The following is a 16207-nucleotide window of genomic DNA, read 5'->3' as shown; positions in this document are numbered from 1 at the left end:
ACACCGCACGAGGGGGACCGCCGCCACGGCGGTCCCCCTCCGTCGCTTCCCCGTCGGCCCGGGGTCCGGCTCAGGCGCCCCGGCGGCAGGTCAGGAAGATCTGCGTCTCGGGGTGCGCGCCCTCCGGCTCGTAGGTGAGCACTCGTTCGTCCTCGATGACCAGCCCGGCGCGCTCCACCACCTCGCGCAGCTCGGCCCGGGGGTACCCCGACACACGGATCTCGGTGCCCAGGAAGGGGATGGCCTGGTCGTCGACGTCCGCCTCCACCATCGACAGGCACACCAGCCCGCCGGGAACCAGCGAGGCGCGCACACGGCCCAGGGCCTGGGGGATGCGCTCCTTGGGCAGGCACAGCAGCGAGAAGAACGCCACGATGGCGTCGTAGGACCGCTCCACCGGATCGAGGTCGACGATGTCGGCCCGGCGGAACCGCGCCTCCGGGACGTTGCGGCGGGCCAGCTCGATCATCCCCTCGGAGATCTCGAACCCGGTCACCCGGGCACCCGAGCTGACCAGCTGCCGCGCGGTGGGCAGACCGGTCCCCGAACCCAGGTCGAGGACCTGCGCGTTCGGTGGCAGCAGGGTCAACAGCCTGCGGACGCAGTCCTCCTGACCCTCCTTGTTCGGGAAGGCCTCGTCGTAGCGTTCTCCGATCGTGTCGAACGCGTCGGCCTGGTCGGCGTTGCGTTCGGCCCAGGCCACCGGGTCGGGGGCCAGCTCGCGGGGATCGGTGGGGTGGTCGCTCGGCACGGTTCTCCAAGGGGGTACGTAGGCGGGGCGGGCATCGTAACCGGTTCGGGGTCCCAAGGTGGGATCACTCAGGACGGACCAGGCAGGACGGCGTGTCCGTTCTCCAGGTAGACCGGGCCCCCGCCCCGGTCGTCCGCCTCGACGGCGGCGAGCATGCGTCGGGCCGTTCCCTCCGGGAGGTGGTCGAAGAGCCGCTCCGGCCCCACCCACTCCCAGCCCGACAGCTCCTCGGGCTGCAACCGGAAGTCGGTGTGCGGCACGTCGGCCCGGAACACCCACTGGTAGGCGGCCGTGCGGGGCGGGCTGGGCGGCACCCAGTCCACGACGAGCGCGGCGCGCACGCGCGGGGTCACGCCCAGCTCCTCGACGATCTCCCGGCGGCAGGCGGCCAGGGGGGACTCCTCGGCCTCCATGATCCCGCCGGGCACGCCCCAGAGGTGGTCCGGGTCGTACACGCGCCGTACCAACAGCACGTCTCCCGACACCGATCGGATGAGTCCGCCCGCCGCACCCCGGGTCGCGGGCAGGCTCGCGAAGAAGTCCTCGTCGCTCTGGTCCACCCGACCGACCCTAACCCTTCTAGCCCAGGGCGAGCGCCACCGAGAACAGCACACCGAAGGCCATCTGGAGCCGCCCGGTCTCCCCGAGGCCGAGCACCAGGTCGCGGCCGACCTGCCCGCCGAGCACCCGGCGCAGCGGGGGCACCGCGAGCGGTGCCGACACCAGGACGATCGGTACCCACCAGGACACCGAGGTCAGGACCAGCGCGACCAGGAAGGACGCCACGACCATGCCCGCGTAGAGGCGGCGGGTCCCGGTCTCGCCCAGGCGGACGGCCAGGGTGATCTTGCCGGTCTCCCGGTCCGTGGGGATGTCGCGCAGGTTGTTGATCACGAGGACGGAGCACGAGAGCAGGCCCACCGGGACCGACGCCACCCACGCCTGCCAGGGCAGTGACCCCATCTGCACGAACACCGTGCCCACCACGGCCACCACGCCGAAGAACACGAAGACGGAGACCTCGCCCAGCCCCCGGTACCCGTACGGGGTACGGCCGCCCGTGTAGTACCAGGCCGCCGCGATCGCCGCGGCGCCGATCAGCAGCAGCCACCACGAGCTGGTCGCCACGAGTACGAGGCCCACCGCACCGGCGAACGCGAAGCTCCCGAGCGCGGCGGCCAGCACCTGCCGGGGGGCCGCCAGACCGCTCGCGGTGAGCCGTGTGGGGCCCGTCCGCTCCTCGGTGTCGGTGCCCTTGACCCCGTCGCTGTAGTCGTTGGCGAAGTTCACCCCCACCTGGAGCGCCATCGACACCACAAGGGCGAGCAGCGCCTTCCACCAGACGAACCCGTCCAGGGAGAGGGCCAGCGCGGTACCGACCGCCACCGGGACGATCGAGTTCGGAAGCGTGCGGGGGCGCAGCCCCGAGACCCATTCACTGACCGTGGCCACGCGCCGGTCCTCCAGTTTCGAGACGGTGGCGCGCCGAGCGGCGCGCCGGACAACTACCCAACGGTAGTGCCTGGCCGGACCGCCCCCCCCGACCGGTGGGGTCCAAGGCCCCGGTGCCGCTCCGTCGCCGCGCCGGGGCCCCGGTTCCACCGCGCTAGGGCGTGTTCCGTGGATGCTTTCGGTTGGTTCGGCGCTTGCGCCGATCGACGCGAGCGGCCTCCAGGCAATCTCTCGCAAGACGAGGAGCGAAGGTCAGCCCGGGTTTGGCTGTCCGAGCGAAGTCGGCGCAGCGAGAGGCAGCCTGGTGGTCGCGAGCCCGGAATGATCCGCGGAACACGCCCTAGCCCGAGACGGCCGCGTGCAGCCGCACCATCGGGAGCAGACGACCCATGTCGATCTCCCGCCGCGCGCCGTCCGTACGCCACCCCGAGGCCTCGAAGAACGTCCGCAGCGCGTTCTCCTCCTCCGGAACCCACACGTGCACGGTGTCGAACCCGCCTTCCACGAGGTGGTCCACACACGCGTTCACCAGGCGGCTGCCGTGGCCCTGCCGCACCCGCTCCGGGTCCACGTGCAGGGCGAACACCTCGGCGTCCCTGGCGGGCCACACGTCCGGGTCGCCCGCGGGGCCGAACGCGGCGAACCCCACCACCGTTCGCACGCCGCCGTCCTCGTCGGTGGCCACCACGAGCCGGTGCTTGGAGGTGGGCGGCGACTCCAGCGCCGCCGTCCACTGCTCACGGAACTGCTCACGGGCCTCCGTGCCGGAGAGCCCCTCCGCGACCTCGGCGGGCAACAGCTCCCCGTACACCGAGCGCCATGACGCGACCTGGAGGTCCACCACCCGCTCCACGTCGGCGGCACGGGCGGGACGGACGAACTGAGCACTGGACACGAGGGGCCTCTCGGTTGGTTCCGGGGCGGCGCGCGCCGGTCGGCGACACGCCGGTCGAGAAGATCACCCACGCCGGAGTTTCCGGACCTTGCACCGGCATGGGAACATCTACGTTGTGAGCCTCATTATCAGAGTTATCGCGAACGCGCTGGCCCTTTGGGCCGCTGTCCTCCTCATCGACGGGATCGACGTCACGGCGCAGGACACCGCCGGTCAGATCGTCGTCTACCTCGTGGTCGGCGCGATCTTCGGTGTGGTCAACGCGGTCATCAAACCGATCGTGAAGACGGTCGGCTGCCTGTTCTACGCCCTCACGCTCGGGCTGATCGGGCTGGTGGTGAACGCGCTGCTGTTCATGCTCACCGCGTGGATCGCCGGACTGTTCGACGTCCCCTTCTACGTCGACGGGTTCTGGCCCGCGTTCTGGGGCGCCATCGTCGTCACCATCGTGAGCTGGGTCGTCAGCATGTTCCTGCCCGACAACAAGGACGACTGAGACACGCCCGAAACGACACCCGCACACCGTGCGCCGACCACGGTGACACCGGGCCCCGTCCGAGTGACGCGGGCCCGGTGCGGGTAGGTTCACACAGCCGGGCACCGGTCGAGCGCGTAGGCTCCAGGTGACCCGGTCCGCCGCACCACCGGACACGGCCCCTCACCTCAACCCGCGAGGACGGGGGCCGAACCGGGCCCGCTCCCGCGCACTCCCACGTGTGCGGGACACACAGACTTTCCCGCTTCCGGTCAGAGCGTTCACCGGTCGCGGCGACGGACACACAGCGCCGTCTTCACCCGTGCACGGAGGAAAGCACCCGGCTCGGGACGCACACACACCTGTTTCACGCACATGGAGAGGAGGAAGGGCAACCCAGGGCCCCGACGCCTTCCGGGCGGGGGCCCGAGAGCCTTTCAACACGATGGTGGAAACCAAGAACCGCCCGTTCGGCAAGATGCTGACCGCCATGGTCACCCCGATGCTCGAAGACGGGGAACTCGACTACGACGGCGCCGCCCGCCTCGCCACCTACCTGGTGGACGAGCAGCACAACGACGGTCTCGTCATCAGCGGCACGACCGGCGAGTCGCCCACGACCAGCGACGACGAGAAGGACCGCCTGCTACGCACGGTGGTCGAGGCCGTCGGCGACCGCGCCCAGATCGTCGCGGGAGTCGGCACCAACGACACCCGCCACAGCGTCAAGCTGGCGCGGGCCGCCGAGAAGGCGGGCGCGCACGGCCTGCTCGCGGTCACGCCCTACTACAACAAGCCCCCGCAGGAGGGGCTGATCCGGCACTTCTCCGAGATCGCCGACACCACCGACCTGCCGGTCATGCTCTACGACATCCCGCACCGCACCGGGACGCCGATCGCCTCCGAGACCCTGGTCCGGCTGGCCGAGCACCCGCGCATCGTCGCCAACAAGGACGCCAAGGACAACGTCGGCGCGAGCTCCTGGGTCATGGAGCGCACCGACCTGGCGTACTACTGCGGCACCGACATCCTCAACCTGCCGCTGCTGTCGGTCGGCGCGGCCGGATTCGTGAGCGTGGTCGGCCACATCGTCGGCAGCGACCTCAAGGACATGATCGACGCCTTCGACGCGGGTGAGGTCGGCCAGGCGCTGGCCATCCACCGCCGCCTCACCCCGGTCTACACCGGCATGTTCCGCACCCAGGGCGTCATCACCACCAAGGCGATCCTGAACCTCTTCGGCCTGCCGTCCGGCCCGGTCCGCACACCGCTCGCCGACGCCTCGTCCGAGCTCCAGGCCCTCCTGCGCGAGGACCTGGCGGCCGCCGGGGTCAAGGGCCCGATCGGCCTCGCCCCGCACCAGGCCGTGCCCGCCAGCGCCGTGCGCGTCGAACGACTGACGGAGGGTTCCGTATGAGTCACCCCCACCCCGAACTCGGCCCGCCCCCGCCCCAGGGCAAGGGCGTGCTGCGCATCGTCCCACTCGGCGGACTCGGCGAGATCGGCCGCAACATGACGGTCTTCGAGTACGACGGCCGTCTGCTCATCGTCGACTGCGGCGTGCTCTTCCCCGAGGAGGAGCAGCCGGGCGTCGACCTGATCCTGCCGGACTTCGACTACGTCCGGGACCGCCTCGACGATATCGAGGCGATCGTGCTCACCCACGGGCACGAGGACCACATCGGCGGTGTGCCGTTCCTGCTCCGCGAGCGGGCCGACATCCCGATCGTGGGCTCCAAGCTCACCCTGGCGCTGATCAGCGCCAAGCTCGGCGAGCACCGGATCAAGCCTGAGACGGTCCTGGTGGAGGAGGGGGAGCGCCACGACTTCGGCCCCTTCGACCTGGAGTTCTTCGCGGTCAACCACTCCATCCCGGACGCGCTCGCCGTGGGCATCCGCACGCCCGGCGGCACGGTACTCCACACGGGCGACTTCAAGATGGACCAGCTCCCGCTGGACGGCCGCCTCACCGACCTGGCCGGGTTCTCCCGGTTCGGCGACGAGGGCGTCGACATCCTGCTGTCGGACTCCACCAACGCCGAGCAGCCCGGCTTCATCGTCAACGAGCGGAACCTGACCGAGGCCATCGACAAGGTGTTCCGCCAGGCCGAGAAGCGCATCGTGGTGGCGTGCTTCGCCTCCCACGTGCACCGGGTCCAGCAGATCATCGACTCGGCGACCGCGCACGGCCGCAAGATCGCGTTCGTGGGCCGGTCCATGGTCCGCAACATGAACATCGCGCGCGACCTGGGCTACCTGAGCATCCCCGGCGACACCATCGTCGACGTCAAGCAGCTCGACAAGATGCCCGCCGACGAGGTCGTGCTGGTCTGCACCGGCTCCCAGGGCGAGCCCATGGCGGCGCTGAGCCGCATGGCCAACCGGGACCACCAGATCCGCATCGAGGAGGGCGACACCGTCCTGCTGGCCTCGTCGCTCATCCCGGGCAACGAGAACTCGGTCAACCGGGTCATCAACGGCCTGACCCGCTGGGGCGCCAAGGTCGTGCACAAGGGCAACGCGCTCGTGCACGTGTCCGGGCACGCCTCCGCCGGTGAGCTGTTGTACGTGCTCAACATGGTGCGCCCGCGCAACTTCATGCCGGTGCACGGCGAGTGGCGCCACATGCGCGCCCATGCGGACCTGGCCAAGCTCACGGGCGTGCCGAACGACCGCATCGTCATCGCCGAGGACGGCGTGGTGGTGGACGTGTACAAGAACCGCGCGAAGATCGTCGGCGCGGTGCAGGCCGGCTACGTGTACGTGGACGGTTCCTCGGTCGGCGACGTCACCGACGCCGCGCTCAAGGACCGCCGCATCCTCGGCGAGGAGGGCTTCATCTCCGTCGTCGTGGCGGTGGACTCGGGCTCGGGGAAGATCCTCGGCGACCCCGAGATCCACACCCGGGGCGCGGGCATGGGCGCCGAGGCCTACGACGACGTCATCGACAAGATCCAGGACGCCCTGGACAAGGCCGCCGCGGACGGGGTGAACGACCCGCACCAGCTGCGCCAGCTCATCCGCCGCAGCACGGGCCGGTGGGTCAACGAGACCTACCGCCGACGGCCCATGATCATCCCCGTCCTGGTCGAGGTCTGACCGCAGGGGAGACGTGACACCACGGCCCGGCCCGGGAGCGAACCCGCTCCCGGGCCGGGCCGTTCCCGTTCGAGCGCGACACGCCGCGCGCCCTTCCGTGCCCCGGCTTGGTCGGCTTAGTAGGCTTCCCGCCGTGCCGGGCCGCTGTGCCCGGACCTCGGAATCGATCCCGTCTCCGGTGGAGGTGACCCCCCGATGGCCACGCGTGCCTCCTCAGGCGGTGCTGGGCGCAAGAAGCCCGCGGCGCGCAGACCCGCGGCGAAGAAGCGTATGCCCGACGGGCCCATCGCCTACGTGGTCACCCTGTTCGGGCAGTTCCTGCTGGTGGTGTGGAAGGTCGTCGCGCACACCGTGGGCGGCGCGGCCCGGGCGGTGGGGCGCAGCGCGCGCGGCCTCGACCCGGATCTGCGTCGCGACGGCGCCGGGCTGATCCTGCTGGCCCTGGGCATCCTGGTCGCCGCCGCCGTGTGGTGGCAGAGCGACGGCCTCTTGCTGGAGGCCACGCGGTTCGTGGTCGTGGGCGGGTTCGGCACCTTCTCACCGATCCTCCCGCTGCTCTTCCTGCCCATCGCGGTCAAGCTCATGCGCACGCCCAGCACGAGCAGGGAGGGCGACGCGGGGCGCCTGTTCATCGGGGTCACCGCGATCATGCTCGGTCTGCTCGGGCTCATCCACATCGCCCACGGCATCCCGCAGCCCGCCGACGGCGTCGAGGGTCTCCAAGAGGCGGGCGGCGTCATCGGGTTCGTCGCCTCCGGGCCGCTCAGCGCGGTGGTCACCCCCTGGATCACCGGGCTCCTGCTCGCCCTCGTCCTGGTCTTCGGCGTCCTCGTGGTGACCGCCACCCCGATCCGACGCATCCCGGACCGCCTCCAGACCCTGTTCGGCGCCCTCATGGAGCGCGACAGCGGCCCGGACTCCGGTATCGGACTGCTCGGCGCGGACCCGGAGAAGCCCGCCAAGCAGCGCAGGCGCAAACCCAGGGCCCAGGCCTCGGAGAGCGTGGCGGGCGACCACGAGCGCCCCTACGACAGCCCGGTCCTGCCCAGTGACCCCGAGAAGGGGGAGATCGCCCCCGCCCTCACCGACGAGGAGGAGGCCGGGGCCGCGGCGGCCGCAGCGGCGAAGAAGCCCGCCCGCAAGAAGCCCAAGGCCCCGGTCCCCGACCCCACCCCGGCTCCGGCCACCACCGAACAGCTCTCCATCCCCTCCCGCGTGGTCGAGGGCGACTACGAGCTGCCCGCCCCGACCATGCTCAAGCCGGGCACCCCGGTCAAGCCCCGCACCCAGGCCAACGACGACGTGGTCGCCGCCCTGAGCGGTGTCATGGAGCAGTTCAAGATCGACGCCGAGGTCACGGGGTTCACCCGGGGCCCCACCGTCACCCGGTACGAGATCGAGCTCGGCCCGGCGGTGAAGGTCGAGAAGGTCACGGCGCTGTCCAAGAACATCTCGCTCGCGGTGAAGAGCGCCGACGTGCGCATCCAGTCGCCCATCCCCGGCAAGTCCGCGATCGGTGTGGAGATCCCCAACACCGACAAGGACATCGTGAGTCTGGGCGACGTGCTCCGCTCCTCGGCGGCCACCTCGGACGACCACCCGATGCTGGTGGGGCTGGGCAAGGACGTCGAGGGCTCCAACGTGGTCGCCAACCTCGCCAAGATGCCGCACGTGCTGGTCGCCGGTGCGACCGGCGCCGGTAAGTCCACGTGCATCAACGGGCTCATCACCTCGCTGATGATGCGCGCCACCCCCGACGAGGTGCGCATGATCCTGGTCGACCCCAAGCGGGTCGAGCTGACCATGTACGAGGGCATCCCGCACCTGATCACCCCCATCATCACCAACCCGAAGAAGGCCGCGGAAGCCCTCCAGTGGGTGGTGGGGGAGATGGACCGCCGCTACGACGACCTCGCGGCCTCCGGGTTCCGGCACGTCGACGACTTCAACGCCGCCGTGCGCACGGGCGAGCTCACCGCGCCGCTGGGCAGCGAACGCGTCTACGAGCCCTACCCCTACCTGCTGGTGATCGTCGACGAGCTCGCCGACCTCATGATGGTCGCCCCGCGCGACGTCGAGGACGCGGTGGTGCGCATCACCCAGCTCGCGCGCGCCGCCGGAATCCACCTGGTGCTGGCCACCCAGCGCCCCAGCGTCGACGTGGTGACCGGGCTGATCAAGGCCAACGTCCCCTCCCGGCTCGCCTTCGCCACCTCCAGCCTCGCCGACAGCCGGGTCATCCTCGACCAGCCCGGTGCGGAGAAGCTCGTGGGCAAGGGGGACTCGCTCTTCCTCCCGATGGGCGCGGGCAAGCCCATCCGCCTCCAGAACGCCTGGGTGGGGGAGAAGGAGATCCGGGGGATCGTCGACCACTGCAAGAAGCAGTCCGAGCCCAGCTACCGCGAGGACGTCGCGGTCGTCGACACCAAGAAGAAGGAGATCGACGAGGAGATCGGAGACGACATGGACCTGTTGGTCCAGGCGGTCGAGCTGGTGGTCACCACCCAGTTCGGTTCCACGTCGATGCTCCAGCGCAAGCTCAGGGTCGGGTTCGCCAAGGCGGGCCGTCTGATGGACCTCATGGAGAGCCGCGACGTGGTCGGCCCCAGCGAGGGTTCCAAGGCGCGCGACGTGCTCGTGCAGCCGGACGACCTCGCGGCGGTGCTCACCGACATCCGGGGCGGATGAGACGGACACCACGTCCGTGACGTCCGATTTGGCGCGATCTTGAGTCCTTCATGGGGCGTGGTGACCTGCGTTGTCCGTGTCCGAGTAGCAGAGTGGGTAGACGTAGGCACAGACAGTCGCGGGGGGAGTGCGCATGGCGACGATCGGCCAGACCCTGTCCGCCGCACGGATCGCGGCGGGTTGCTCCTTGGAGAACCTGAGCACACGTACACGCATCCGCATGCAGGTCCTGAGGGGGATCGAGAACGAGGACTTCGTCCCCTGCGGAGGGGACTTCTACGCCCGCGGGCACATCCGGAGGATCTGCAAGCTCTTCGGAATCGACCCCGCACCGCTGCTGGAGGAGTTCGAACGGGAACACGCCTCACCCGAGAAGGCCACCTTCGTCCCCCTGCCCCGGCACCCGTCCGCCCAGCCGAAGGCGGCGCGTGTGGCCGCCGCGCAGGGGGGACGCGCCCACACCGGGGCCGACGAACGCGAGGCGCCCCAGGACGTCCCCCGCAGCATCGGTGACGCGGAGGCCGACCCCGAGCAGCGGGCGGAGAGCTGGGGGCACTTCGAGCGCAACCAGAAGCTGGCCCGACCGCCCCGGCGCAACCGCCCCAGGGGCGTTCCCGCGGGGGCGGGCAACGGGGTCCCCGGGCCGCGGCGGCCCGGTCGGCACAGCAGGCCGCAGAGCCCGCCTCCCGGACCGGGCCCGGGGGCGGCCCGCGCGGCGGCCCCCCGCAGCGGGGTCAGCGGCACGACCAGCCGGAGGGCCGAGGCGTTCCGGCGCCACTGGCCGTGGGCCGTGGTCGGACTGATCCTGATCGCCGCCGTGTTCGTGGGCGTACGCACCTGGCAGGGCTGGGACGAGGGCAACCCCGTACGGACCGCCTTCGAGTCGGCCCGCGCCAGCGGCGACGAGGCGGTCGACTCCGCGCTGCGTCCGGAGGACGCCGCCGTGCCCGTCGAGCGGGCGGAGCCGCCCGTCGAGGTCGTTCCGGCGGAGTTCACCGTCACCCTGTCCGGCACCGGCCGCAGCTGGATCGAGGTCAAGGACGCGGAGGGGGAGGGCCTCTTCACCGGGTTCCTCCTGGAGGGCGAGTCCCAGGAGTACGCGGCCGAGCAGCCGCTGAACCTGTGGGTCGGCAACGCGGGCGCGGTCGACGTGGCCGTGGACGGCGAGGACCACGGGCCCAGCGGCCAGATCGGCGAGGTCCGCGAGTTCACCATCGGAGCGCGGGGCCTGGGCGACTGACGGGTGTCTCCACGGCGCGGTCCGGCTCCGGACCGGACGAGGCCGGGGTACGGGCGGGTAGGTCAACCACGGTAGTGTGGGGGGCTGCGGGCGGCGACATGCGACGCCCTCGTGCGAGCACGACCCGACCGGTCACCCCGGCCTCCGGCCGCGCCTCGCCCCGCAGCACCCGTAGCTCACCCACACGCTTGGAAGCCATGTCATCGCGCCGTACTGTCTCACTCGTCACCCTGGGGTGTGCGCGTAACGAGGTCGACTCCGAAGAGCTCGCCGGACGCCTTGCCGCTGGCGGCTGGGACCTCGTCGACGACGACACCAAGGCCGACGTGACCGTCGTCAACACCTGCGGGTTCATCGACGCCGCCAAACAGGACTCCATCGAGACCCTGCTGGAGGCCGCGGAGGGCGGCGGGAAGGTCGTCGCCGCGGGCTGCATGGCCGAACGCTACGGCTCCGAGCTGGCCGACGCGCTGCCCGAGGCCAACGTGATCGGGTTCGACGACTACGCCGCCATCACCGACCGGCTCGACGACGTCGTCGCCGGACGCACGCTGGTTCCGCACGACCCCCGCGACCGCCGCACCCTGCTGCCGATCAGCCCCGCCGACCGCGACGCCTCCCAGGTCCACGTGCCCGGGCACGCAGCGTTCGCCGACGCGGCGGGTGCCGAGGGCACCGAGCTGCCCTACCGCGCGGCCACCCCGCGCCGCCGTCTGAGCGGCGGCCCCGTCGCCAACCTCAAGATCGCCTCCGGCTGCGACAGACGGTGCACCTTCTGCGCCATCCCCGCCTTCCGGGGCGCCTACATCTCCCGCCAGCCGGACGAGATCGTCCGCGAGGCCGAGTGGCTGGCCAGCGAGGGCGTGCGCGAGGTCTTCCTGGTCAGCGAGAACTCCACGTCCTACGGCAAGGACCTGGGCGACGTGCGCGCGCTGGAGAAGCTGCTGCCGCGCCTGGCCGCCGTCGAGGGCCTGGAGCGGGTCAGGGTCAGCTACCTCCAGCCCGCCGAGGTCCGCCCCGGGCTGGTGGACGTGCTCACCACCACCCCCGGCGTGGTGCCCTACTTCGACCTGTCCTTCCAGCACGCCAGCGGTCCGCTGCTGCGCCGCATGCGCAGGTTCGGCGATCGCGAACGCTTCCTGGAGCTGCTGGAGACCGCCCGCAAGGGCGCGCCGGAGGCCGGTGCGCGCTCCAACTTCATCGTCGGTTTCCCCGGGGAGACGGAGGAGGAGTTCCAGGAGCTGGTGGCCTTCCTCAGCGAGGCCCGCCTGGACGCCATCGGCGTGTTCGGCTACTCCGACGAGGACGGAACCGAGGCCCTCAAGCACGAGGGCAAGGTGCCCGAGGAGGTCGTCCAGGAGCGCGTCGACACGCTCAACCGCCTGGCCGAGGAACTCATGGTCCAGCGGGCCGAGGAGCGGATCGGCACCGAGGTGACCGTCCTGGTGGAGACCGTCCTTGAGGACGGCGCCTACGAGGGCCGCGCCGAGCACCAGGCGCCCGAGGTCGACGGCAGCACCATCCTGTACGGCGAGGGCCTGGCCGTCGGCGACCTGGTGCGCGCCACCGTCATCCAGTCGATGGGGGCCGACCTCGTCGCGGAGCAGGACGGGGACAGCGCCGACAGATGAGCACCCACGACCCCGCGGACCCGCCCGCCTCCCAGGCCCCGCTGTGGAACATCGCGAACATCCTCACGATGACCCGCCTGGTCATGGTGCCGGTCTTCGTCTGGTTCATGTTCCTGCCCGGTCTCGGGTGGCAGATCGCCGCGTTCTCCGTCTTCGTGCTCGCCGCCATCACCGACCGCGTCGACGGCGAGCTGGCCCGCCGCCACAACCTGGTCACCGACTTCGGCAAGATCGCCGACCCCATCGCCGACAAGGCGTTGACCGGCGCGGCACTGATCGTGCTGTCGATCCAGGGCGACCTGTGGTGGTGGGTCACCGCCGCCATCCTGCTGCGCGAGTGGGGCGTGACCGCGCTGCGCTTCGCGGTACTGCGCTACGGCGTCATGCCCGCCAGCAGCGGGGGCAAGCTCAAGACGGTCCTCCAGATCGTGGCGATCAGCATCTACCTGTTCCCGTTGCAGCTGCTCCCGTTCACCGACGTGTTCACGTGGATCGCGCACGGCGTCATGGCGGCGGCCCTGGCCGTCACGCTCTGGACCGGGCTGACCTACGTGGCCGACGCCGTCCGGCTCGTGCGCGCCAAGGGCGCGGACGGCGCGCAGGCGTAGCGCCGTGGGCGGAGCGGGGACCGAAGCCGAGCCGGTGCGCGCGGCGCTGGACGCCGCGCGGGCCGCGCACCGGGCGCTGCTCGACGCCGGGTCCACCGCCGCCAGCGCGGAGTCCCTCACCGGGGGGATGATCGGCGCCCACCTGACCTCCGTGCCCGGCTCCTCCACCACCTACCGGGGCGGGGCCGTCACCTACGCCACCGACACCAAGGCCTCCGTACTGGGGGTCCCCGAGGGCCTGCTGGCCGAGCACGGGGCCGTGCACCCGGAGGTCGCCGCCCACATGGCGCGCGGCGTCAGGCGGCTCGTCGGTGCCGACTACGGGGTCGCGGTCACCGGAGTGGCGGGGCCCGAGCCCCAGGACGGCCAGCCCGTGGGCACCGTCTACGTGGCGGTGGCGGGACCGGACTCACACACGTGGGTCCGCCGGTTCTGTTTCACCGGGGATCGTGCGGGTATCCGCCTTGACACGGTCGCGGGTGCGCTGGCGCTCCTGAGGACCGCCGTTCGCGGGGACGCGACGCCAGACACCCGGGCCTGATCCCTCCGGCTGGTCCACCTCCCCCGGGGCCGGGGAACAAAACCACCCCCGGACGAGGTTCCCCCTCCAGCGAACAGGACGGCAAGAGGTGCCCGAATCGGGCGTGGGGCAGGTACGGTGTTGTATATGAAGGTCGTTACCGGTGGGAGGGAGCGCGAATGATGGTCCTGCTTCGTCACCTACTTGGTGACGTGCTCAGGCGGCTGCGCCAGCGCCAGGGTCGCACCCTCCGAGAGGTGTCGGCCGATGCACGGGTCTCCCTCGGCTACCTGTCCGAGGTCGAACGGGGACAGAAGGAAGCCTCTTCCGAATTGCTCTCCTCGATCTGCGGTGCCCTCGGGGTACCGCTCTCGCAGGTGCTCCGGGAGGTCTCCGACCAGCTGGCCCTGGCCGAGCTCCAGGAGGCCGCGCTGTTGGGCGACGCGGTCACGGCCGACCCCGTCCCGGCGCAGGACCTCGGCATCGCTCCCGTCCCGGACCGTGTGCCCCAGGTCGCCGACATGGCGGGTGTGTGACACCCGGCCGCCAGCCCACGCGGACTGTTGCGAGTCCTCACCGCGCGAGCCGGTCACCCCTGAAGGGGTGACCGGCTCGCGGTGTTCTGGGCGGTGCCCCCTGGGGGCGTCCGTCAGCGGTGGGTGTGGTTGACCCAGGACTCGGGGTCCTCGGCCAGCACGCGCACCTGTTCGGGGAGTTCGTTGGTGACCAGGTGCTGGAGGTTGACCCCCTCCAGGATGGAGCGCTCGCTGGCGCGCAGGGCGATCCACACCTGTTGCAGGCTGCGGGCGGCTCCGTCGTAGTCGACGTGTTCGGGGCGTTCCCCGCGCACGTTGGCGAGCGGCCCGTCGACCGCACGGATGATGTCGGCGAGGGAGATCTCCGCCGCTGGTCGGGCCAGCCAGTAGCCGCCGACGGGGCCCCGTTGGCTGCGAACCAGTCCGGCGCGGCGTAGCTGGGTGAGGATGTTCTCTAGGAATTTTCCGGGGATGGCCTGCGCGCGTGCGAGCTGCTCGGCCGTCACCGGACCGTCGCTGGCGACAGCGAGCTCTGCGGCCGCGCGAAGCGCGTAGTCGACCCGGGCTGAAAGGCGCATGCTGTGATTATGCCGTGGTTAGAAGGGCGAATGGGGCACCGGGCGCCGACGAGTGTCGTCCGCGGCCGGGATGCTACAGGCCAAGGGTACTTCTCCTACCGGCTTTCGGGGACATGTGTGATGTCGTCCCCGGTGTCGTATCCGGTGGAACATCCGCGGCCCGGTCCCTTGAGGAGAGGTGGGGACCGGGCCGCGGCGGGGCGTACGGGGTGGGTACGCCCGGGGAGTGGCTGTGTGGCGTGCGCCCGCTACCGGGCGGCCTCCAGGGCGCCCGCGGAGCCGAGGAGCTCGGCGGCGCTGAGCCCGTTGACGTGGGCGGCGCCGTAGGTGCTCACGTAGGCGCCGCAGTCGGGACGCCAGATGGGTAGGCCCATCTCGACCACCACGGCCTTCGGCCGGGCGCTCAGGAGGCCGTTGACGAACGCCTGGGCGGTCGGGTAACGGTGCGCGTCGCGCACCACGACCACCAGGTCGCGGTCGGCGGCGGCCGCCAGCACGGCGGCGGGCTCGTCGGTCTCGGGTGAGACCCGCACGGTGTCCGCGAACCAGGGGCCCAGGCCCCACGGCACGTCGCCGACGGCCACCCCGGCCGGCGCGTCCACCTCGACCACGTAGGGGTTCTCCAGCGGAGGGATGTCGCCGTCCACGCGGGTGGCGCGGCGGGCCCCGGTCAGACCGACCCGATCGGAACCGTCGGCCCCGGCCGACCGCTCCTCGGCGGAACTCCTGATCCACTGGCGCAGGCGGGCGTTGCGGTCGGCCGCCTCCTCCAGGCGCTCACCGGACAGGCGCCCGTCGCGGACCGCCTCCACCAGCGCGGTGCGCACCTGGGCGACCTGGTCGGCGTACACGAACCGGCCCAGGCACAGCAGGTCGCACCCGGCGGCCACCGCGAGCACGCTGGCCTCGGGGATGCCGATCTCACCGCTGACCCCGCGCATGTCCATCGCGTCGCTGACCACGACCCCGTCGAAACCGAGCTCACCGCGCAGGAGGTCGTTGAGCAGGGCCTGGTTCAGGGTCGCGGGGCCGTCGCCGCCGCCCAGACCCGGCAGCTCGATGTGCGCGGTCAGGATGGAGCGCACCCCGGCGTCGATGGCCGCCCGGAACGGCAGCAGCTCACGGCGGTGCAGCAGGTCGGCGTCGGCCTCCACACGGGGCAGGGTGTGGTGGGAGTCCTGGGAGGTGGCGCCGTGGCCGGGGAAGTGCTTGGCGCACGCGGCCACCCCGGCCTCCTGGAGGCCCCGGACGGAGGCGGCCGCGTGCCGGGCGACCAGCTCGGCGTCGGCCCCGAAGGAACGGGTGCCGATGACGGGGTTGTCGTCGGCGACGTTGACGTCCACCGAAGGGGCCAGGTCCATGTTGAAGCCCAGCCCCGACAGCTGCCGTCCCAGCGCGCGCAGGGTGGCGCGGGTCAGCTCGGGGTCGTCGACCGCGCCCAGGGCGGCGTTGCCGGGGTAGTCGCTTCCCCGGGCCTGGCCGATGCGGGTGACGTCGCCGCCCTCCTCGTCCAGCGAGATCAGGGGCGTGTCCGTGGCCTCGCACAGGCTCGCGTTGAGCGCGGTGACCTGCTCGGGGCTCTCCAGGTTGTTGTGGAAGAGACAGACGCCGGAGATCCCGTCCGCCAGCCCGTCCAGAATCCATCGGGGGGCATGGAGGGACTCGAAGGGCACCAGCAGCGTGGCGTTGGCCAGACGCTCCAGTGTCGGGTCGTGCGGCATGACGAACTCCGTT

The 16207-nt window shown here is 71.5% G+C and carries 15 protein-coding genes; 9 read left to right on the top strand and 6 right to left on the bottom strand.

What is annotated here, in order from left to right; genetic code table 11:
* Positions 1 to 70 precede the first annotated feature (70 nt).
* The 4 genes from ACFYL4_RS01765 to ACFYL4_RS01750 all read right to left on the bottom strand — a co-directional run bounded on the left by ACFYL4_RS01765 (position 71) and on the right by ACFYL4_RS01750 (position 3098).
* Positions 71 to 751 carry a methyltransferase domain-containing protein gene (locus tag ACFYL4_RS01765; protein WP_357758987.1) on the bottom strand — a complete coding sequence of 227 codons (681 nt, stop codon included), beginning with the start codon at positions 749 to 751 and terminating at the stop codon, positions 71 to 73.
* Between the two features lie 68 nt (positions 752 to 819).
* Positions 820 to 1311 (bottom strand): NUDIX domain-containing protein, encoded by a 492-nt coding sequence (locus ACFYL4_RS01760; protein ID WP_387515625.1) that lies wholly within the window; start codon positions 1309 to 1311, stop codon positions 820 to 822.
* Positions 1312 to 1330: 19 nt separating this feature from the next.
* Complete coding sequence (locus ACFYL4_RS01755; protein ID WP_357758993.1) at positions 1331 to 2203, bottom strand: 1,4-dihydroxy-2-naphthoate polyprenyltransferase; 873 nt, start codon at positions 2201 to 2203, stop codon at positions 1331 to 1333.
* 340 nt (positions 2204 to 2543) lie between these two features.
* Positions 2544 to 3098, bottom strand: a complete 555-nt coding sequence (locus ACFYL4_RS01750; RefSeq protein ID WP_357758996.1) for a GNAT family N-acetyltransferase — start codon at positions 3096 to 3098, stop codon at positions 2544 to 2546.
* 115 nt (positions 3099 to 3213) lie between these two features.
* On the opposite strand from ACFYL4_RS01750, the gene ACFYL4_RS01745 reads away from it, so the two are divergent.
* The 9 genes from ACFYL4_RS01745 to ACFYL4_RS01705 all read left to right on the top strand — a co-directional run bounded on the left by ACFYL4_RS01745 (position 3214) and on the right by ACFYL4_RS01705 (position 13895).
* The gene (locus ACFYL4_RS01745) at positions 3214 to 3594 is read left to right on the top strand and encodes a phage holin family protein (protein WP_357758999.1); all 381 of its coding nucleotides are present in this window, start codon (positions 3214 to 3216) and stop codon (positions 3592 to 3594) included.
* Between the two features lie 424 nt (positions 3595 to 4018).
* A complete protein-coding gene (gene dapA, locus ACFYL4_RS01740; protein WP_357759001.1) occupies positions 4019 to 4990 on the top strand; it encodes a 4-hydroxy-tetrahydrodipicolinate synthase in 972 nt (323 codons plus the stop codon).
* Entirely contained in the window at positions 4987 to 6672 is a 1686-nt protein-coding gene (locus ACFYL4_RS01735; protein ID WP_357759004.1) for a ribonuclease J, read from the top strand. Before dapA ends, ACFYL4_RS01735 begins: the two co-directional genes overlap by 4 nt.
* 195 nt (positions 6673 to 6867) lie before the next feature.
* Complete coding sequence (locus tag ACFYL4_RS01730; protein ID WP_357759007.1) at positions 6868 to 9360, top strand: DNA translocase FtsK; 2493 nt, start codon at positions 6868 to 6870, stop codon at positions 9358 to 9360.
* Between the two features lie 133 nt (positions 9361 to 9493).
* Positions 9494 to 10600, top strand: a complete 1107-nt coding sequence (locus ACFYL4_RS01725) for a helix-turn-helix domain-containing protein (RefSeq protein ID WP_387515621.1) — start codon at positions 9494 to 9496, stop codon at positions 10598 to 10600.
* A gap of 197 nt (positions 10601 to 10797) precedes the next feature.
* Positions 10798 to 12231 carry a 30S ribosomal protein S12 methylthiotransferase RimO gene (rimO, locus tag ACFYL4_RS01720; protein ID WP_357759013.1) on the top strand — a complete coding sequence of 478 codons (1434 nt, stop codon included), beginning with the start codon at positions 10798 to 10800 and terminating at the stop codon, positions 12229 to 12231.
* Complete coding sequence (gene pgsA, locus ACFYL4_RS01715) at positions 12228 to 12839, top strand: CDP-diacylglycerol--glycerol-3-phosphate 3-phosphatidyltransferase (RefSeq protein WP_357759015.1); 612 nt, start codon at positions 12228 to 12230, stop codon at positions 12837 to 12839. The genes rimO and pgsA overlap by 4 nt, the downstream gene beginning before the upstream one ends.
* 4 nt (positions 12840 to 12843) lie before the next feature.
* Positions 12844 to 13380, top strand: coding sequence for a CinA family protein (locus ACFYL4_RS01710; RefSeq protein WP_357759017.1), 537 nt, complete (start codon positions 12844 to 12846; stop codon positions 13378 to 13380).
* Between the two features lie 158 nt (positions 13381 to 13538).
* Positions 13539 to 13895 carry a helix-turn-helix transcriptional regulator gene (locus tag ACFYL4_RS01705; protein WP_357759020.1) on the top strand — a complete coding sequence of 119 codons (357 nt, stop codon included), beginning with the start codon at positions 13539 to 13541 and terminating at the stop codon, positions 13893 to 13895.
* A gap of 113 nt (positions 13896 to 14008) precedes the next feature.
* Here ACFYL4_RS01705 and ACFYL4_RS01700 read toward each other — a convergent pair whose 3' ends face one another.
* The gene (locus ACFYL4_RS01700) at positions 14009 to 14473 is read right to left on the bottom strand and encodes an Rrf2 family transcriptional regulator (protein ID WP_026129576.1); all 465 of its coding nucleotides are present in this window, start codon (positions 14471 to 14473) and stop codon (positions 14009 to 14011) included.
* Positions 14474 to 14721: 248 nt separating this feature from the next.
* Complete coding sequence (locus ACFYL4_RS01695; protein WP_357759023.1) at positions 14722 to 16194, bottom strand: glycoside hydrolase family 3 N-terminal domain-containing protein; 1473 nt, start codon at positions 16192 to 16194, stop codon at positions 14722 to 14724.
* Positions 16195 to 16207: the final 13 nt, after the last annotated feature.

The organism is Nocardiopsis sp. NPDC006938 (genome assembly GCF_042869555.1).
Lineage (GTDB): Bacteria > Actinomycetota > Actinomycetes > Streptosporangiales > Streptosporangiaceae > Nocardiopsis.
Note: the sequence above shows the minus strand (reverse complement) of the source record. Positions and strands in the feature narration are given on the sequence as shown.